General features: G+C 54.7%; 21 protein-coding genes and 1 tRNA gene. 7 read left to right on the forward strand and 15 right to left on the reverse strand.

Annotated elements, in window-relative coordinates; translation table 11 throughout:
• Nucleotides 1-23 precede the first annotated feature (23 nt).
• The 4 genes from cgtA to rplU form a co-directional block, all read right to left on the reverse strand.
• A complete protein-coding gene (cgtA, locus tag MFP24_RS13480) occupies nt 24-1,196 on the reverse strand; it encodes an Obg family GTPase CgtA (protein WP_249230798.1) in 1,173 nt (390 codons plus the stop codon).
• A 280-nt stretch (nt 1,197-1,476) separates the two neighbouring features.
• Nucleotides 1,477-2,436 (reverse strand): DMT family transporter, encoded by a 960-nt coding sequence (locus MFP24_RS13485; RefSeq protein ID WP_249230799.1) that lies wholly within the window; start codon nt 2,434-2,436, stop codon nt 1,477-1,479.
• 88 nt (nt 2,437-2,524) lie between these two features.
• Complete coding sequence (gene rpmA / locus MFP24_RS13490; RefSeq protein ID WP_208228494.1) at nt 2,525-2,782, reverse strand: 50S ribosomal protein L27; 258 nt, start codon at nt 2,780-2,782, stop codon at nt 2,525-2,527.
• 19 nt (nt 2,783-2,801) lie between these two features.
• Nucleotides 2,802-3,113, reverse strand: coding sequence for a 50S ribosomal protein L21 (rplU, locus tag MFP24_RS13495; protein WP_009114476.1), 312 nt, complete (start codon nt 3,111-3,113; stop codon nt 2,802-2,804).
• Nucleotides 3,114-3,378: 265 nt separating this feature from the next.
• Here rplU and ispB point away from each other — a divergent pair, with 265 nt between their 5' ends.
• A complete protein-coding gene (gene ispB, locus MFP24_RS13500; RefSeq protein WP_249230800.1) occupies nt 3,379-4,350 on the forward strand; it encodes an octaprenyl diphosphate synthase in 972 nt (323 codons plus the stop codon).
• Nucleotides 4,351-4,374: 24 nt separating this feature from the next.
• Here ispB and MFP24_RS13505 read toward each other — a convergent pair whose 3' ends face one another.
• Nucleotides 4,375-4,746 carry a DNA-binding protein gene (locus MFP24_RS13505; protein WP_249230801.1) on the reverse strand — a complete coding sequence of 124 codons (372 nt, stop codon included), beginning with the start codon at nt 4,744-4,746 and terminating at the stop codon, nt 4,375-4,377.
• A gap of 245 nt (nt 4,747-4,991) precedes the next feature.
• Nucleotides 4,992-5,378, reverse strand: a complete 387-nt coding sequence (locus tag MFP24_RS13510; RefSeq protein WP_249230802.1) for a DNA-binding protein — start codon at nt 5,376-5,378, stop codon at nt 4,992-4,994.
• 186 nt (nt 5,379-5,564) lie between these two features.
• Between MFP24_RS13510 and MFP24_RS13515 the strand changes: the two genes are divergently transcribed.
• Entirely contained in the window at nt 5,565-5,828 is a 264-nt protein-coding gene (locus MFP24_RS13515; protein ID WP_249230803.1) for a helix-turn-helix domain-containing protein, read from the forward strand.
• A 60-nt stretch (nt 5,829-5,888) separates the two neighbouring features.
• On the opposite strand, the gene mdh is transcribed toward MFP24_RS13515, so the two are convergent.
• Nucleotides 5,889-6,827, reverse strand: coding sequence for a malate dehydrogenase (gene mdh, locus MFP24_RS13520; RefSeq protein WP_249230804.1), 939 nt, complete (start codon nt 6,825-6,827; stop codon nt 5,889-5,891).
• A gap of 471 nt (nt 6,828-7,298) precedes the next feature.
• Here mdh and argR point away from each other — a divergent pair, with 471 nt between their 5' ends.
• A complete protein-coding gene (gene argR, locus MFP24_RS13525) occupies nt 7,299-7,769 on the forward strand; it encodes a transcriptional regulator ArgR (RefSeq protein ID WP_009114482.1) in 471 nt (156 codons plus the stop codon).
• A 68-nt stretch (nt 7,770-7,837) separates the two neighbouring features.
• Here argR and tsaD read toward each other — a convergent pair whose 3' ends face one another.
• Entirely contained in the window at nt 7,838-8,851 is a 1,014-nt protein-coding gene (gene tsaD, locus MFP24_RS13530) for a tRNA (adenosine(37)-N6)-threonylcarbamoyltransferase complex transferase subunit TsaD (protein ID WP_249230805.1), read from the reverse strand.
• Nucleotides 8,852-9,079: 228 nt separating this feature from the next.
• Here tsaD and rpsU point away from each other — a divergent pair, with 228 nt between their 5' ends.
• The 3 genes from rpsU (at nt 9,080) to rpoD (ending at nt 13,181) form a co-directional block, all read left to right on the forward strand.
• Nucleotides 9,080-9,295, forward strand: a complete 216-nt coding sequence (gene rpsU / locus MFP24_RS13535) for a 30S ribosomal protein S21 (RefSeq protein WP_001144069.1) — start codon at nt 9,080-9,082, stop codon at nt 9,293-9,295.
• Between the two features lie 139 nt (nt 9,296-9,434).
• Complete coding sequence (gene dnaG / locus MFP24_RS13540; protein WP_249230806.1) at nt 9,435-11,189, forward strand: DNA primase; 1,755 nt, start codon at nt 9,435-9,437, stop codon at nt 11,187-11,189.
• Between the two features lie 156 nt (nt 11,190-11,345).
• Entirely contained in the window at nt 11,346-13,181 is a 1,836-nt protein-coding gene (rpoD, locus tag MFP24_RS13545) for an RNA polymerase sigma factor RpoD (RefSeq protein WP_249230807.1), read from the forward strand.
• Between the two features lie 49 nt (nt 13,182-13,230).
• Here the strand turns inward: rpoD and mug are convergent, their stop codons facing one another.
• Entirely contained in the window at nt 13,231-13,734 is a 504-nt protein-coding gene (gene mug, locus MFP24_RS13550) for a G/U mismatch-specific DNA glycosylase (RefSeq protein ID WP_249230808.1), read from the reverse strand.
• Between the two features lie 141 nt (nt 13,735-13,875).
• Here mug and MFP24_RS13555 point away from each other — a divergent pair.
• A tRNA-Ile gene (locus MFP24_RS13555) sits at nt 13,876-13,951 on the forward strand.
• A 192-nt stretch (nt 13,952-14,143) separates the two neighbouring features.
• Here MFP24_RS13555 and MFP24_RS13560 read toward each other — a convergent pair.
• The 6 genes from MFP24_RS13560 to MFP24_RS13585 all read right to left on the reverse strand — a co-directional run bounded on the left by MFP24_RS13560 (nt 14,144) and on the right by MFP24_RS13585 (nt 19,111).
• Nucleotides 14,144-14,521 (reverse strand): type II toxin-antitoxin system YafO family toxin, encoded by a 378-nt coding sequence (locus MFP24_RS13560; RefSeq protein ID WP_249230809.1) that lies wholly within the window; start codon nt 14,519-14,521, stop codon nt 14,144-14,146.
• Nucleotides 14,521-15,120, reverse strand: a complete 600-nt coding sequence (locus tag MFP24_RS13565) for a hypothetical protein (RefSeq protein ID WP_249230810.1) — start codon at nt 15,118-15,120, stop codon at nt 14,521-14,523. The genes MFP24_RS13560 and MFP24_RS13565 overlap by 1 nt, the downstream gene beginning before the upstream one ends.
• Before the next feature lie 229 nt (nt 15,121-15,349).
• Nucleotides 15,350-16,102: a sulfurtransferase gene (locus MFP24_RS13570; protein ID WP_249230811.1), complete on the reverse strand. Its 753-nt coding sequence runs from the start codon at nt 16,100-16,102 to the stop codon at nt 15,350-15,352.
• 12 nt (nt 16,103-16,114) lie between these two features.
• On the reverse strand, nt 16,115-17,542 hold the full coding sequence (locus tag MFP24_RS13575) for an MFS transporter (RefSeq protein ID WP_249230812.1): 1,428 nt from the start codon (nt 17,540-17,542) through the stop codon (nt 16,115-16,117).
• Nucleotides 17,539-18,333, reverse strand: a complete 795-nt coding sequence (locus MFP24_RS13580; protein WP_249230813.1) for an ABC transporter ATP-binding protein — start codon at nt 18,331-18,333, stop codon at nt 17,539-17,541. The genes MFP24_RS13575 and MFP24_RS13580 overlap by 4 nt, the downstream gene beginning before the upstream one ends.
• Nucleotides 18,323-19,111: an ABC transporter permease gene (locus tag MFP24_RS13585; RefSeq protein WP_249230814.1), complete on the reverse strand. Its 789-nt coding sequence runs from the start codon at nt 19,109-19,111 to the stop codon at nt 18,323-18,325. The genes MFP24_RS13580 and MFP24_RS13585 overlap by 11 nt, the downstream gene beginning before the upstream one ends.
• Nucleotide 19,112 lies beyond the last annotated feature (1 nt).

Here is a 19,112-nt window from a genome sequence, read left to right on the forward strand (position 1 = left end):
GCCGGCTTGGTCAGCGATAACGATTAGCGCTGATAAACGGTTTCGACGCCTTCCTCGTCTTCGTCGTCCCAGTCATCATCCCAGTCGTCTTCAGCTTCGCTTTCCGCCGTCGCCAGCTGCTCGCGGTGATAGTCGTCCCACATAAATTCGACTTTCTCCGGCGCGCTCTCCTCGACGGCCATGGCTTTCGGCTGAACCTTGAGGAAGTTCATCACATCCCAGCACAGCGCGTTCACGCCTTCGCGGTTAGCGGCGGAAATCAGGTAATACTTCTCTTCCCAGCCCAGCGCCGCGGCGATTTCCTTGGCGCGCGCTGCGGCTTCGGCCTTATCCAGCAAATCGACTTTATTGAACACCAGCCAACGCGGTTTTTCAGCCAGCGCGGCGCTGTATTGCTGCAATTCATTGACGATCACCTTGGCGTTTTCCACCGGATCGGACTCATCGATCGGCGCCAGGTCGACCAGATGCAGCAGCACGCGGCAGCGCTCCAGGTGCTTCAGAAAACGAATGCCCAAACCGGCCCCGTCAGACGCCCCTTCAATCAATCCGGGGATATCGGCGACCACAAAGCTTTGCTCGCTGTCCATGCGCACCACGCCGAGGCTTGGCACCAGCGTGGTAAACGGATAATCCGCCACTTTCGGCTTGGCGGCCGAAACGGCGCGGATAAAGGTGGATTTACCGGCGTTGGGCAGCCCCAGCATGCCCACGTCCGCCAGCAGCAGCAGCTCCAGCATCAGTTCGCGCTCTTCGCCCGGCGTACCGTTGGTTTTCTGGCGCGGCGCGCGGTTGACGGAAGATTTAAAGCGGGAGTTGCCCAGTCCGTGCCAGCCGCCTTTGGCAACCATCAGTTTCTGCTGATGGCGCGTCATATCGCCCAGCACTTCGCCCGTTCCCTGATCCAGCACCCGGGTGCCGACGGGCACTTTGATGGTGATGTCTTTACCGCGTTTCCCGGTACAGTCACGGCTCTGCCCGTTTTGTCCGCGTTCCGCGCGGAAGGATTTTTCAAAACGGTAGTCAATCAGGGTATTCAGGTTTTCATCCGCCAGCAGATAGACGTCGCCGCCGTCGCCGCCGTCGCCGCCGTCAGGGCCGCCATTGGGAATATATTTTTCACGGCGGAAGCTTACGCAGCCATTACCGCCATCACCCGCCACCACCATAATGGTGGCTTCATCTACAAACTTCATGAATTCTCTCCGCGAAAAACCAATAGAGAATATCTACTTGTTTTAGGCTATTTATTGGTTCTTTTTGGCGCAACCTTTTGATTTTAAGGGTTGTGGCATCTTTTACCCGCCACCATTAAAAACCGACGCGCCAGAACCTGCTCCGGCAAGGGGGCGAATTGTACCCGCTTAGCGCAATATTTTCATCTGTATTAAAAATAAACAGTACAGATGGGATGTCAAAGCGGCCTGTCGCCGACCGCCGCTGTTCCCTATTATCTGATTGATCCGGACGCCGTAGCTATTTTGGCGCAATCACCGAAGCGGGATCCTTTCTGCCGGGGAAAAAACGGTGCCCGATAGCGGAAAACATGGCCCCCGCCACGACCACGAACGCCCCAGTATACCCCACGACATTCAGCGGCGGCGCGGCAAAAAACGTCGGCCAGGCCCATGCCAGCAAACTGGAAAAGAGCAAGGTGAATAACGGCGTCAGCGTAATCACCGCGCTTACCTGAGCCGCCTGCCAGCGCGCCATGGCCTCCGCCAGCGCGCCATAACCTATCAGCGTATTGACGCCGCAAAACAGCAGACAGATAAGCTGCCAGCCGTTGAGCTGTAGAATAACCGCCGGGCGGGCAAACGGCGTGATGGACAGCACGCAAAGCACATACAGCAGGAACAGAATCTGCTGTGACGTCAGGCGGCGTAACAGCACCTTCTGCGCCACGCCATAGGTCACCCACACCGCGGCGGCGCACACGCCCAGCAGCACCCCCAGGGTGTAATCGGTGAGGCGGGTGAAAATTTCAATCAGGCTGGCGTTAAAAAACAGCACCAGTCCGCAAACCAGCATCACGGCGCCGATAACCTGCGTAATCCGCATCTTTTCTTTTAAGATGAGCACGCTGGCGAACATCATGCCGACCGGTGAAAGCTGGCCGATAACCTGAGACGCTGTCGGGCTCAGATATTGCAGCGACGAACTGAAAAAGACGAAATTTCCCAGTAAGCCATAGGTGGCTATCAACAGCAAAATCCACCACCGAGGACGCCGGAAAACCTGCAGCGGCGGTAATTGGCGGCGTGAAAACAACACCATCCCCAGCCCAACGGATGCAATGAGAAATCGATACCAAACGATGGTGTACGGCTCCATCACCACCAGCACCTGTTTCATGGCGATGGGCAGCGCGCCCCAGCAGATCGCCGTGGTCAGCGCCAGACAGAGGCCGATGCCCGTCTGTTGTTTAGTATTCATGCTCGTCTCGGCCAAGGCCAGGAAGTGGAATGTAAAAAGCCCCGCAACGAATTGCGGGGCTTATGTCCTTGAGGCCTAACGCGAAAAATTATTCAGCAACGATACTGATATATTTACGGTTTTTCGGGCCTTTCACTTCGAACTGAACTTTACCGTTAGACAAAGCGAACAGCGTGTGGTCTTTACCGCAGCCTACGTTGCTGCCGGCGTGGAATTTGGTCCCGCGCTGACGAACGATGATGCTGCCGGCTAATACCGCTTCGCCGCCGAAACGTTTTACGCCCAGGCGTTTGCTTTCTGAGTCACGGCCGTTACGAGTTGAACCGCCAGCTTTCTTGTGTGCCATTAATCCGCTCTCCTAAATCTTAAGCGCTGATGCCGGTGATTTTCACGTCAGTGAACCACTGACGATGGCCCGCTTGCTTACGGTAGTGTTTACGACGACGAAACTTAACAATCTTAACTTTCTCGCCGCGACCGTGAGCAACAACTTCAGCTTTGATCTTACCGCCATCGACGAAAGGAACGCCGATTTTGATTTCTTCACCATTGGCAACCATCAGAACCTGATCAAACTCAATAGCTTCACCAGTTGCGATGTCCAGCTTTTCCAAGCGAACGGTTTGACCTTCGCTTACTCGGTGTTGTTTACCACCACTTTGGAAAACCGCGTACATAAAAAACTCCGCTTTCCGTGCGCTCAACGTATGATTATCCAGAGCGCACTATAAATATTCACAATAGGGCGCGAATTCTACGCAAAAAACCTGAGGATGACAAGTGCAGAATCGAGCGATGTGAAGAAAAAGAATACAACATATTAACTGCCGTTTATCTCTCTCATTTTTCCAGTACAATCAACTCAACAAGTTCCATCACATGCCGATATAAAACAGTAATCTTATTTTACGGCAATGCTGAAGAAATTAGCTGGCGCAAACAATGAATCTAGAAGAAATCACAGCATTAACCACTCATGACATGACGGCCGTTAATGAAGTAATTCTTGAGCAACTGAACTCGGATGTCGTTCTCATTAACCAACTCGGCCATTATATCATCAGCGGCGGCGGTAAGCGTATCAGACCGATGATTGCGGTACTCGCCGCCAGAGCGCTCTCCTATGAGGGACGCAAGCACATTACCGTGGCCGCGCTGATCGAATTCATCCATACCGCCACGCTATTGCACGATGACGTGGTGGACGAGTCCGATATGCGCCGCGGTAAAGCGACGGCCAACGCCGCGTTCGGCAACGCCGCCAGCGTACTGGTCGGCGATTTTATCTATACCCGCGCCTTTCAGATGATGACCAGTCTGGAGTCGCTGCGCGTGCTGGCGCTAATGTCGGAAGCCGTCAACGTCATTGCCGAAGGGGAAGTGCTGCAGCTGATGAACTGTAACGATCCCAACATTACCGAAGAAAGCTACATGCGGGTGATTTACAGCAAAACCGCGCGCCTGTTCGAGGCCGCCGCCCAATCATCGGCGATTCTGGCCGGCGCGACGTCCGATCAGGAAAAAGCATTACGGGATTACGGCCGCTATCTGGGAACCGCTTTCCAGCTTATTGATGATTTACTCGATTACAACGCCGACGGCAAAACGCTGGGTAAAAATACCGGCGACGATCTTAATGAAGGCAAACCCACCTTGCCTTTGCTGCATGCGATGCATCATGGCAATGCCGAACAGAGCGCCATGATCCGTCAGGCGATAGAAGAAGGCAACGGACGTCACCTGCTTGAGCCGGTGCTTGCCGCCATGCAGCAATGCGGCTCGCTCAACTATACCCGTCAACGCGCGGAAGAAGAGGCCGATAAAGCGATTGAGGCGTTACGGCCATTACCGGAAACCCCTTTCCGCTCGGCGCTTGAAGGCCTCGCGCATTTAGCGGTGCAGCGGGATTTCTGAGCACGTTGCCTGCCAGCGAGTCAATCATGCCGTCTGGTCATCCGCGATATTTTCCAGACGGGACAGCATAGCCAATGCGCCTTCGCGCAGGATAAAATTAATCAGCCGTGACTGCTCGCTTTCCGAAAGCTGATGGAAAATATGTATCCATGACGCCAGTAGCGGCGACTCTTGTCTGGTATGGTATTCCGCTACCGCGCGCTCTTTCAGCAACAGCGAATTTCTCACTTCCCGCGGCAAACTGCGGATGGAATACTCGACGCCGCGCCCCTGGACGCCTTTGCGCCTGCGCTTCTCCCAGCCGTCCTCGCGGGCCCGCTTGTTTATGCCTTGCGGCGTTTTAGGCAATCCGCCAACGCCGGTCAGTTCATTGGTTGAAAACCATTCTTTATCCATGCCCATCGCTCCCTTGTTTCTTCCCCGGGCAACCTTATCGGATGCCGATTGGTTTCCAAATAATAAACTACAATTACCTAAACATCTAACATTATGCTGTTATTGGTTCGTATAATCGATGGGGGAATCCATAAGCATTACGGTAACTGCCGGTGAGACGGGAATAAAAAGAGGAAGAAATTATGGAAACGCCGGGAAATTACCGTCATGGCGACGAAGGCGGATGGCGCAGGCGAGAAGGCGGATTATTCGGCGTCGGTCGGCGCCGCTAACGGCTCTTCCATCGTCGTAAGCCCAAGCTGGCACAGCATGGTCGATACGCCGACGCGAAGAATATAGGCGATCAGATTATCTCTTTCTTTATCTGAAAGCTGGTGGTAAATCTGCATCCAGATGGCCTGGCTGGCGGGCTGCTGGGGCGCGTATTCCGGAGAATCACTCTCCTGCAGCAACGATTGTTTCACCGGGCCGGGCAGGCTGTGAATGGAGTATTCCACTCCTCTTCCCTGAACGCCTTTACGACGGCGTTTTTCCCATCCGTCTTCACGAGCACGCTTGTTCAATCCCTGTCTTGATTTCGGAAGACCGCCAATGCCAACCAGTTCGCTGGTAGCAAACCACTCTTTTTTCATCGCCTTTCATCCTGATAGTGCCATTCCTAACAAAAACGGACTGATTTGGAAATTAATTGAGAAATTTATAGAAATTTGGTGCTATATTATTTCCAAATAATAGTATCACGTTAGCCTGGCATATAACTAACATTCGTTATTTATACCACTAATACACAGTCGTCTTATAGCAATAAAGGATGGATTATGACTTTAAGGAAACAAGACTGGCATCCCGCTGATATCATTGCCGCTTTGCGCAAAAAAGGCACGACGCTGGCTGCGGTATCACGTGCTGCCGGATTAAGTTCATCAACGTTGGCCAATGCGCTGTCGCGCCCATGGCCGAAAGGGGAATGGTTGATAGCCGATGCGCTGGGGATCCATCCATCAGAGATCTGGCCGAGTCGATATTATGATCCGGAAACCAACGAGCTTATTGACAGAAAAAAACTTATTCGGCCCCAATAAGTAAAAAAGCCGGAGGTAAAATCTCCGGCTCTGACGCATATCACGAAATTTCAGCGTTGCTTAACCTTTAATAAATGACTCGCCTAATTCGATATCCTGATTCAGCGTATCCAACATATTTTTAAGCGCCTCTTGCTCAAACGCACTCAGCGTACCGATCTCTTTGCGTTCAACAATACCGTTTTTACCCAGCAGCACCGGCTGGGCAAAGAAGCGGGCATATTGGCCGTCGCTCTCCACATAGGCGCATTCAACCACGCCATTTTCCCCCTGCAGCGCCCGGACCAGAGACAGGCCGAATCGCGCGGCCGCCTGCCCCATCGACAAGGTTGCGGATCCGCCGCCGGCTTTCGCTTCCACCACTTCGGTGCCCGCATTCTGGATGCGTTTCGTCAGATCGGCCACTTCCTGCTCGCTGAAGCTCACGCCGGGAACTTGCGACAACAGCGGAAGAATGGTCACGCCGGAGTGCCCGCCGATGACGGGGACGTTGACATCTTCCGGTTGCTTGCCTTTAAGTTCGGCAACAAAGGTATTAGAGCGGATGATATCCAGCGTGGTTACGCCGAACAGTTTATTTTTGTCGTAAACGCCGGCCTTCTTAAGCACTTCGGCCGCAATGGCAACGGTCGTATTGACCGGGTTGGTGATAATGCCGATGCAGGCTTGCGGACTGGTACGGGCAATTTGCTCGACCAGGTTACGAACGATACCCGCATTGACGTTGAATAAGTCCGAACGGTCCATACCCGGCTTACGGGCGACGCCGGCGGATATCAGCACGATATCCGCGCCGACCAGAGCAGGCGTGGCGTCTTCGCCGCTATAGCCCTTGATTTTGACCGCAGTAGGAATATGGCTCAGATCGACCGCAACGCCCGGGGTTACCGGCGCGATGTCATAGAGAGATAATTCTGAACCTGAAGGAAGCTGGGTTTTGAGGAGGAGCGCAAGGGCCTGACCAATACCGCCTGCCGCACCAAGAACTGCAACTTTCATCCTAAACTCCTTATTATCGTAAAGTACAAAAAATGCCGTGAATTCATTTAGTTATAGAATCAACATCAGAAAGAAAAAACAAAGTGTATTTACTTATCGTCAGCGAAAAAGAGTTGCCTAAAGATTGAAAAATACCCTATGTCTATAATAATAAACCAAAAAACGCTATTAATTAGAAAGGTAAGTAAAGTTAATGGGCATGTGGACTAATAATGCAGCGCGCATTTATGATCGGTTAACCAGAGAGCTACAGTACACCGTTCGAGAGTAGCTAAACAACATCATTCTGATAACATTTGATTCACTTTTATGTGACGCGTGACGCATTTTTCAGATATGCCGAGGAGATGGCCTGGTTAAAGTTAACCCCTTCATCAGCGCTGGTTGGCGATATAATACGCAGCATAGTTGCATAAAAATTCACTAATCTGCATAATAACGCCACAGATAACCCCATGAATCCGGTGCAGCATGCGTAACTCGACAAAACAGGAAGACTTAGTTAAGGCGTTCAAGGCGCTGCTGAAAGAAGAAAAGTTCAGTTCTCAGAGCGAGATCGTCCAGGCTTTGCAGGAAGACGGATTTGAAAACATCAATCAGTCCAAAGTCTCGCGCATGTTGACCAAGTTTGGCGCCGTGCGCACGCGTAACGCCAAAATGGAAATGGTTTACTGCCTGCCAACCGAACTGGGCGTGCCCACCACCACCAGCCCGCTCAAAAACCTGGTGCTGGACGTCGACTTCAATGATTCCGTGGTGGTTATCCACACCAGCCCCGGCGCGGCGCAGCTGATCGCCCGCCTGCTCGACTCGTTGGGTAAATCAGAGGGGATCCTCGGCACCATCGCCGGCGACGATACCATCTTCACCACCCCGGCCAGAGGATTCAGCGTTAAGCAGCTCTACGAGGCGATTCTGGTACTGTTCGAGCAGGAGCTCTAGCCCAACGGCCCGCAGGGTGGCGGGCAAGCCCGCCATAAATCCAGTAGCGCCAGTACCGCTGATTACCTTCAAAGAGCGGGCAATTCGGCCAGCGGCCAGCGCGGGCGCACCGTAATGCCGAGCTCCCGGCTTTCTCCCTGCTGCAGACGAACCGTCCCCGCGTAGGCGATCATCGCGCCGTTGTCGGTGCAAAACTCCGGCCGGGCATAAAACACCGCCCCGCCCCGTTTTGCCATCATCTCGCCCAGACGCTGGCGCAGCGCACGGTTGGCGCTCACCCCGCCCGCCATCACCAGCCTTTTGAACCCCGTTTCATCCAGCGCGCGACGGCATTTAATCGCCAGCGTATCCACCACGGCATCTTCGAAAGCACGGGCGATGTCCGCCCGGGTTTGTTCATCATCACCGTTATTGCGGATAGTGTTGGCGGCAAAGGTTTTCAAACCGGAGAAGCTGAAATCCATCCCGGGGCGATCGGTCATGGGACGCGGGAAGGTAAAACGCGCGGCGTCGCCGGCCTGCGCAATTTTTGACAGCATCGGCCCGCCCGGATAGTCCAGCCCCAGCAGCTTGGCGGTTTTATCGAACGCCTCGCCCGCGGCATCATCGATTGATTCGCCCAGCAGCCGATACTCGCCGATCCCGGTCACGCTGATAAGCTGCGTATGGCCGCCGGAAACCAGTAACGCCACAAAAGGAAACCCGGGCGGATTATCTTCCAGCATCGGCGCCAGCAGATGCCCTTCCATATGGTGCACCGCCACCGCCGGCACGTTCCAGGCGAAGGCCAGCGCGCGCCCTACCGTCGCCCCGACCAGCAACGCGCCCGCCAGTCCGGGACCGGCGGTATAGGCCACGCCGTCAATGTCGCCGGCGGTTAAATCCGCTTCACGCAGCGCCGCCTGGATCAGCGGCACCGTTTTACGCACGTGATCGCGCGAAGCCAGTTCGGGAACGACGCCCCCGTAATCGGCATGGAGTTTTACCTGGCTGTATAACTGATTAGCGAGTAAACCGGCCTGCGTGTCATAGATGGCCACGCCGGTTTCATCGCAGGATGTTTCGATACCCAATACGCGCATTGCGGTTCCTACTTTTATTAGGGTACAAGCTCACATTGAATCACGGCTTGCTTCATGCGGCGGATAGTCTACCATAAGCCTCCCGGTTTCTGCGCCGACGAAGGCTGCGCGTTTTATGATCGTCCTGCCCCTTTACAAGGGCGCCCTGTTTGCAGTAGAATTCCGCACCATTTTGAAAAGGCTGGCACAAGGCCAGCGGCAAACCGAATTTATTGAGGTGAGAGGCACATGCCGGTAATTAAAGTACGTGAAAACGAGCCGTTCGACGTAGCTCTGCGTCGCTTCAAGCGTTCCTGCGAAAAAGCGGGTGTTCTGGCTGAAGTTCGTCGTCGTGAGTTTTATGAAAAACCGACTACCGAACGTAAGCGCGCTAAAGCGTCCGCAGTAAAACGTCACGCGAAGAAACTGGCTCGAGAAAACGCACGCCGCACTCGTCTGTATTGATTTTCGGAGGTTCTTCCTCCACCGCGTGATTAATCCGCAGACTTAGTAGTTGCATACGAAGGCCGTGCATTTCCGAAAGGAATGCGCGGCTTGTTGTCGTTTATAAGCTGTCGTTTATAAGTTTAAGAAACAGGGGCTTATGGCTGGACGAATTCCACGCGTATTTATCAATGATCTGCTGGCTCGCACCGACATCGTCGATCTTATCGACGCGCGCGTCAAACTGAAAAAGCAGGGCAAGAATTATCACGCGTGCTGTCCGTTTCACCACGAAAAAACCCCTTCATTCACCGTAAATGGCGACAAACAGTTCTACCACTGCTTTGGCTGCGGCGCTCACGGCAACGCCATCGACTTTTTAATGAATTACGATCGTCTCGAGTTCGTTGAAAGCATTGAAGAGCTCGCCACCATCTACGGCCTTGAAGTGCCGTATGAAACCGGCACCGGGCCAACCCAGCTTGAGCGCCATCAACGACAAAGCCTGTATGCGCTGATGGAAAAACTGAGTTCGTTCTATCAGCAAACGCTGAGCCAAACGGCCGGCGCCCCGGCTTTGCATTATCTGCAACAGCGCGGCCTGAGCGCCGAAGTGATTAGCCATTTCGCCATTGGTTTCGCGCCGGCAGGCTGGGATAACGCCTTAAAGCGCTTCGGACGCAATAATGACGATCGCAGCGCATTGAACGATGCCGGCATGTTGGTGACTAACGATCAGGGCCGCAGCTACGATCGTTTCCGTGAACGGGTTATGTTCCCTATCCGGGATAAACGGGGGCGGGTTATCGCCTTTGGGGGACGGGTATTAGGCGATGGCGTGCCGAAATATCTGAACTCGCCGGAAACTGAAATCTTCCATAAAGGCCGCCAGCTCTACGGCCTGTATGAAGCGCAGCAAAACCATCCGGAACTTAAGCGGCTACTGGTGGTTGAAGGGTATATGGACGTGGTTGCCCTGGCGCAGTTTGGTATTGATTATGCGGTTGCGTCGCTGGGAACCTCCACCACCGCCGACCATATTCAGCTACTCTTTCGCGCCACCGATCAGGTCGTCTGCTGTTACGACGGCGACCGGGCAGGACGGGAAGCCGCATGGCGGGCGCTGGAAACGGCCTTACCCTATTTGAACGACGGCCGCCAGTTGCGCTTTATGTTTCTGCCGGACGGTGAAGACCCCGACACGCTGGTGCGTAAAGAAGGCAAAGTCCTTTTCGAACAGCGCATGGAGCTGGCGTTACCCCTGTCGCAGTTTCTGTTTGAAACCTTGCAACAGCAGGTGGACATGAGTTCGCCTGATGGAAGAACCAAGCTCAGTTCGCTGGCGCTGCCCTTGATTGGTCAGGTGCCCGGTGAAACGCTACGCTTGTATTTGCGCCAGCAGTTGGGCAATAAACTGGGGATTCTGGACGACAGCCAGCTGGACAGGCTGTTGCCAAAAGTGGCCGATCATGCTCCGCTCTACCAGCCGCCCCAGCTAAAAGTCACAACTATGCGTATACTTATAGGGCTATTAGTTCAGAACCCAAGACTTTCAGCAGAAGTGCCTGAACTGGCGCTGGAAGACATTGAAGAAAGCAAAGTGGCCGGCCTGTCGCTGTTTCGGGATCTGGTCAAAACCTGTAACGCCAGCCCCGGAATGAATATGGGGCTGCTGCTTGAGAAATACCGCGACAGTAAATACCGCAAGCAGCTTGAAACCATGGCTTCCTGGAGCCATATGATCGAAGAGGATGAACTGGACGATAAGTTCAGGATAAGCCTGGCGGAACTCTACGATCAACTGTTGAAACAACGTCAGGAAACATTAATCGCCCGCGAGAGAACCCACGGGCTTAACGCCAAAGAAAGAAAAGAACTTTGGTCGTTGCAACTGGCTTTAACCAGAAAAAACTGATTACCGAGGCTTAATTGCCGATAAATAGCAGGGTAGAGCCCTGCAAAGTGCCGCTACAGGGGCCGCGGCGATAAGAAAAAATACCCTAAATGCTATTGTTGGCGAACTACGCCGACCGACACCAACCCAAATACTCTGAAGTGTGGATACCGTCTTATGGAGCAAAACCCGCAGTCACAGCTAAAGCTACTTGTCACCCGTGGTAAGGAGCAAGGCTACCTGACCTATGCTGAGGTCAATGACCATCTGCCGGAAGATATCATCGACTCCGACCAGATCGAAGACATCATCCAGATGATTAACGACATGGGCATCCAGGTGATGGAAGAAGCGCCGGATGCCGATGATCTGTTGCTGGCAGAAAATACCAATGACGCAGACGAAGACGCGGCGGAGGCTGCTGCTCAGGTGTTATCCAGCGTTGAGTCCGAAATCGGCCGCACCACCGATCCGGTCCGTATGTATATGCGTGAAATGGGTACCGTCGAACTGCTGACGCGCGAAGGCGAGATCGATATCGCCAAGCGTATCGAAGACGGTATCAACCAGGTGCAATGTTCCGTCGCCGAATATCCGGAAGCGATCACTTATCTGCTGGAACAGTACGATCGCGTCGAGGCGGGCGAAAGCCGCCTGTCCGATCTGATCACCGGCTTTGTCGATCCCAACGCCGAAGAGGATATCGCGCCAACCGCGACCCACGTCGGTTCCGAGCTCTCCAGCGAAGAAATAGCGGATGACGAAGAAGAGGACGATGACGACGACAGCGACGACGATAACAGCATCGATCCGGAACTGGCGCGCCAGAAGTTCAACGACCTGCGCGAGCAATATGAAACCACCCGTAAGGTGATCAAGGCCAACGGCCGCAGCCACGCGAAATCGGCCCAGGAAATTCTGAATCTGTCCGAAGTCTTTAAACAGTTCCGTCTGGTGCCTAAACAGTTTGATTTCCTGGTCAACAGCATGCGTTCCATGATGGATCGCGTGCGTACTCAGGAACGGCTGATCATGCGGCTGTGCGTGGAACAGTGCAAAATGCCGAAGAAAAACTTCGTCACGCTGTTCTCCGGCAACGAAACCAATGACTCCTGGTTTATCGCCGCCATTGCCATGTCCAAGCCGTGGTCTGAAAAGCTGCACGAGGTTGAAGACGACGTTAAGCGCAGCCTGCAGAAACTGCACCAGATCGAAGAAGAGACCGGTTTAACCATTGAACAGGTTAAAGATATCAACCGTCGTATGTCGATTGGCGAGGCGAAGGCCCGTCGCGCCAAAAAAGAGATGGTTGAAGCCAACCTGCGTCTGGTTATTTCCATCGCCAAGAAATACACCAACCGCGGTTTGCAGTTCCTCGACCTGATTCAGGAAGGCAATATCGGCCTGATGAAAGCCGTGGACAAGTTTGAATATCGCCGCGGCTATAAGTTCTCAACCTATGCCACCTGGTGGATCCGTCAGGCCATCACCCGTTCCATCGCCGACCAGGCGCGCACCATCCGTATTCCGGTGCATATGATTGAGACCATCAACAAGCTCAACCGTATTTCACGCCAGATGCTGCAGGAAATGGGCCGCGAGCCGACGCCGGAAGAGCTGGCCGAACGCATGCTGATGCCGGAAGACAAAATCCGCAAGGTGCTGAAGATCGCCAAAGAGCCGATTTCGATGGAAACCCCGATCGGCGATGATGAAGATTCGCATCTGGGCGACTTTATCGAAGACACCACGCTGGAGCTGCCGCTGGATTCCGCCACCTCCGAAAGCCTGCGTTCAGCGACGCACGACGTGCTGGCCGGGTTGACCGCGCGCGAGGCGAAAGTGCTGCGGATGCGCTTCGGCATCGACATGAACACCGACCATACGCTGGAAGAAGTCGGCAAGCAGTTTGACGTCACCCGTGAACGTATTCGTCAGATCGAGGCGAAAGCGCTGCGCAAACTGCGTCACCCGAGCCGCTCGGAAGTGCTGCGCAGCTTCCTGGATGACTAATCCATTTCTCAATGCTTAACATCGCTGAAATAACCCCGGGCCACCGGGGTTATTTTTTTATATATAGCGCCTGGTGCAACGCCCGATAAGAGGCCGCCAGCGACTCCAGCGTCGCGCGATTCAGTCCGCTGGGATTCGGCAACACCCATACCTGCGTCTCGCCGATGGTCAACGCCTGACGCCCCCACTCCACCTTCTTGATACCGAAAGCCTGACCGAACGCCTGCTTGCCCAATACGGCAAGCGCCTGCGGCTGGTAACGCCTTATCTTCTCAATAACCGCGCTTCCCCCCTGCAACAGTTCGCTTCGCCCCAGTTCCGTCGCCGCGACCGTCGGCCGCTCTACCAGCATGGTGATCCCGCATCCGGTATCCAACAGATGACGCTCCTCTTCCGGCGTGAGCAAACGCTCGGTAAATCCGGCCTGATAAATCACTTTCCAGAAACGGTTGCTGGGGTTGGCAAAATGGTAGCCATGGGCGGCGGTCGATAACCCCGGATTGATGCCGCAAAAAACGACCTGCAGGTTGGTCGCCAGAATATCGGTGATCATACTTCCCCTTTACGCATGTTTTCTGCCGTTATCGCCAAATCTAACAATAATAACAATAAGCTATCCTGCATAGAAAACAGACATCCGGCCGAACAACTATAGACCTTTCCCCGCACATTACCGTATAATCGTCGCCCGTCCGGCCCCTTAGCTCAGTGGTTAGAGCAGTCGACTCATAATCGATTGGTCGTTGGTTCAAACCCAACAGGGGCCACCAAATTTTATCTTTAAAATCATGAAATTAAGCCACTTTTAAACAAGTGGCTTTTTAGTATCTTAATGCCGGTGGCGGCAAAATGGCCACAGAAGTTTAAAACCGCTGGAAAAACCATAGGCCAAGCTCTTGCTAAAATACAAGGTTAAAAACAACGGGATTAAAGATGTGACGGGGTGGGTTTTGTTCCCAAGTTTAAGTATTCTGAAATTGCTCGGCTCGGCGTTCTAATTCGGCGAGAAATGATGTTCTTGCCAGTTCATGTGCATTAGGCGTCATGATACTTATCACCTGAAAACTATCTGGGTTTAGCCAATGGCGGGCATATACAAGATAGCTGTTCGACTTTCGCGCGGCCTGCGGAACACCTTCCGACCATGGCGGCTCTCCAGGTATTCTGATATGCATCTTAAAAACATGAGAATCGCATAATTTGCGGCTATCCTCCCATTGCCCTTCGCTTCCAAAAAATGGCGGTAAGACTTTGCTATTCATCCACTCTTGCAAGGCAGAAGCATATTGCTTGGCAATCGTTGGATGCTCCACGTTCAAATGAACTGAAACAGTCGCCATTACGAAACCCGATCAAATGCCGGGATGTCTAATCCTAATGATTTGTGCTCTGCACGGATCATCGCCTTAACTTCATCAGCGCTGGCTTTAATCATTTCAGAGCTTGTTTTCTTTGGTGGATGGGTTTGGTCAATAAATGACAAAAAGTCCTCGGCGGTATATCGCAGGCTTGCAGCCGCACGTCCAAAAGAAACTACTTCTTCGCGCAGATCATCATCGCTGATTTCATTCAACGCCAGCCTTACCGCATCAACAAACTTTGTTGCAATAGCAATGCGCTTTTGTAACTCACGTTCCAGATGCTTCTGTACGAACGGGCTTTGTTTTTCCATGGCGATTGGCGTGCGTTTTTCTTCCCATTCAAAGCGAATATTTTTTAGATGGAAATTCAGGCGGTCAGTCATTGACCTAAGATATTCTGTTGCATCAACAATGGGCAGATATACAACCGAGCCAGGTAATGGCTGTAACGTCGTTCTGGTGTCAGCATGGGTCAACGCAATATCGCTATACCCCAGGGTGCTGGCAGGGACTGGCGCCATGGCTATCGCCATGGCGGTAGCCATATAGGAGACCTTGTTTTTTTTGAGCTTGCTCATAATTTGAACTCCGTAGATTATGCCGCTATCTTAGCTTACAGTGTAGCCAGCCGCAAATGGCTGGCCTTCTATTAGGCTCACTCCAATTCCTGCCATGCCGAAAACAAAGCCCGCTCGCGGCGGGCTGGTCCGGCAGTGATGATATTAGCGGTTTCGGCCACGCGTTCACCGCAAATCCCCGTACTGCTTCGAAAATAATCCGCCAGGGCGGATATGTTTTATACGTATATCAACGGGATGGAAAAGAGCCGCTCCAGGCGCTCCATGACCCGACATACAGCGCCGCGTTGACGCCCACATCCTGCAACGCGGCGACCAGCCAGGCGGAAGCGATGCCGGAGCCGCAGTAAGCCACAACCGGGCGGGTGCTGTCCGGCAGGTTGAGCGACGCCGCCAGGCGTTTTCGCTGTTCGTAAGGCAGCAATCTTCCCTGTTCATCCTGCAGGGATGCGACGGGAAGGTTGATGGCGCCAGGCAAATGAGAAGGAACGACGCCATCGCCGGCAAAGACGCTTTTATTGCGCGCATCCAGCAGCAGAAAATCTCCAGGGTTGCGGGCGATCTCTTCGGTGGTGACTTGCTGAAAAAAGCCCGCGGGTGGCGCTGCGCTTTTATCCGTACGAGGATCGCCCTGCGGCCAGCCTTTCAGGCCGCCATCCAGAATGGAGACGCGATGATGCCCGGCCCAGTTCAGCACCCACCACGCCCTGGCGGCATGGCTGCCTTTTCCGGCGTCATAGACCACGATATCGGTGCCGTCATCAATGCCCGCCTGCGCCAACCAGGCCTGCACCGCGGCCCGTTCAGGCAACGGCAGGCGACCTCGTTCACCGCCGCCCTTCCCCGCATAATGGGTGGCGATCCAGGTTGGCAGCGACCCCGGAATCAGGTTATCCGGGAGCGTGGATTCTTCCGTCACAAACAGCAGCGCGGCATCGGCCGGCAGCCGGGAAATAAAGGGAGATAGAGCGCTCGACGTCATAGTGTTCTCTCATCAGTTTTTGCTTTTTGCCAGTAGGGTAATCCCCACGGAGGACGGCATACGCAGACTCATTACGGCGCTGGCGACGGCAAGCAGCGCCAGCAGCAGGTAGGTCCACAACAGGCTGTCCAGGATGCTTATTCCCGGCAGGCCGGTAAAAATATGCAGCAGCAGCGCCGCCAGCGCCACGCCCAAGGCGGTAGTCAGGTTCTGAATGGATAAAAAGAAGCTGGTCGCCGCAGGCAGGCGCGATTTTTCCACATCGGCATAGGCCAGCGTGCCATAAGCGTTCATCTGCAATGAGCGCGCCCAGCCGAAACCAAACAGCGCCAGCACATAAATGATAACGGCATCCCGCGGGTCGAGTATGCCCGCCAGCGCCAGACAAACGCCGGCAAACACACCGTGTAGCGCCAGCCCGTTGCGATACCCCAGTTTACGCAGCAGCCGCGTACTGAAAAACTTCATGCCCAGGCCGCCCGCGGCAGGTATCAACACCACCATCCCGGCGTGCAGCGGGCTGTAGCCATGGCCTTGCTGTAAGGTGACGGGCAGCAGAAACGGCAGCCCCCCCACCGCGATGCGGAATACCGAACCGCTGAGCATGGAAGCGCGGAAACTGTACAGTTTCAGCAGCGACAAGGTTAATACGGGGGACGCAACGCGTCGGGTATGGAACCGGTAGACGATAATAAACAGCACACCCGCGGCGATGGCGGCGGAAGCGCTAAAGGGATCATGCCGTACCTCTCCCAGCGCGATCAGCCCATAGACCAGGCAGGTAAACCCCAGCCCGGTGAGCACAGACCCGGTTTTATCCAGCGTCACCGCGGGATCGCCCGCCGTAGCGGGTAAAAAACGCCAGATAAGGGCGAGGGAGAGCAGGCAAAGGGGGACGTTCACCCAGAATATCCAGCGCCAGTCCAGCCAGGTGACGATCACCCCGCCGAGGAAAGGACCGATCACCGGCGCGATCATGGCAAGCAAAATAACCAGCGCCATCGCTTCCACCAGTTCATGCTTCGCCGCCGCGCGCAAGACAATCAACCGTCCGACCGGCGCCATCAGCGCGCCCGCCAGCCCCTGGATAAAGCGCAGAACAATCAGCACCTGCGCGTTTTGCGCAAAGCCGCACGCCACGGACACCAGCATAAAGGCGACGATCGCCAGAGAAAAAAGCGACTTGTCGCCAAAGCGTTCGGCCAGCTTGCCACTCACCGGGATCAGCACCGTCAGTCCCAGCAGATAGGCCGTAATGGTCGCGCTCAATGTGATGACATCGCTGCCCAGACTCACGGCCATATCCGGCAGGGCCGGAGCGACAATCGAAGAATCAAGCTGCTCGATAAAAAATACCGCCGAAACAATCCAGGCGACGCGGCGGGTCGACGGAGAGAGCGGCGGCGGCGCATTCTGCGCGGAGGAACTAAGCGTGGTCACTCTGACTCCTGTAATCCCGACAATGCAGCATCGCCGCCAGCGATTAGATCCCGCAGGAATTGCCTGACTCGCACGCGATCGTCAGGCGAGTTTTCCCACTGCTGACGAGCAACAGCGCCGGCCACTTTGCCGGGGCGATCAAACACCAACACCCGGTCAGAGACGTCCAGCGCTTCATCAAGGGAGTGGGTTATTTGATACACGGTCTGCCCGCGCGCCCTGGCAATCTGTATAAAGTCGCTGCGCAATGCGCCGGCCGTCACTTCATCAAGGTGCCCGAACGCCTCATCGGCGATCAAAATATCCGGTTGGGTAATCAACGCCCGGGCAAACGCCACGCGCTGGCGCATACCGCCGGATAACTGGTGGGGAAAGGCGTGTTCGTGGCCGGCAAGGCCCATTCTGGCAAGCAGCTCGGCGGCGGTATCGTCGGCGGCTTTGTTGCGCGTGCGCAAGATTTCCAGCGGCATTAATACATTATCAATGGCGCTACGCCACGGCAGCAGCCGGTCGCTCTGAAAGACACAGCCGATACGCCCGCGCAGGTGCTGAAAGTCATGAAATGGATCGGCGCCCAACACCCGCACCTTGCCCGATGAAACGGGCAGCAACCCCAGCAACAGGTTGACGCTGGTTGATTTGCCGCATCCGGTGCGCCCGACCACGCTGACATGCTCCCCGGCGTTTATCTGGAAATCCAGGTCAGCGATGGCGGCGGTATTGTTCACCCCGCCGTCACGCACGAAGTGGCGGGAAACGTGGGAAAAAACGATAGCCGGTTCAGTTGACACGATCGCGTACTCCATCTTCATGACGATAAAAGAGATAATGGCGTTCAGCCAGGCTTATCACCGCGTTGATGACAATCACGAACAGCACCAGCACCGCCGTCCAGGCAATGGTTTGATCCATACGAAACATCTCCTGGGAAATACGCAGTTCGTGCCCGATGCCGGTAATGCCTCCCAGTAACTCCGCCATAATGGTCACGCGCGTGGCATTACCGATATTGATGCGCCAGCCGGTAAGCAATGCGGGCAGCACCGCAGGCCACCACAAGATGCGCGCTTTTTGCCAGGGCGAGGGGCGCAGCGAACGCACCAGCTCAACCCAGTCGCGCGGGATACTGCGCAGCGCATCGCGCGACTGATAAAAAAACGTCGGCAACGCGGAAGTCACGACGACAAAGGCAATACGCGCTTCGCTATCGGCAAACCACAGAATGGCGAACAGCACCCAGCACAGGGCGGGGATCCCCTGTTTCAGCTCGACCAGCGGCAGCAGAAAACGCTCAACGTGCGCATTCCACGCGGCAAGCAGCCCCAGCAGGGAAGAAATCACAAAGGACCCGGCGAGATAAATAAGAATGCGCGCGTAAGTCGTGCCGACCGACGACCAGCCCTCGCGGCTGGACAGCAGGGTGAATATATTGTCGAGAATCTGCGCCAGCGGCGGAAAAAACATCGGCGTGGAATAGCGCGAAGCCCATTCCCAGGCCACCAGCAGCGACACTATCGCCAGGACGCCCTCCCAGGGCACCCGGCGCCGACTTTTTTGCTTCTGTATCATC

The sequence above is a fragment of the Brenneria tiliae genome (genome assembly GCF_023347575.1).
In the GTDB taxonomy this organism is placed as follows: domain Bacteria; phylum Pseudomonadota; class Gammaproteobacteria; order Enterobacterales; family Enterobacteriaceae; genus Brenneria; species Brenneria corticis.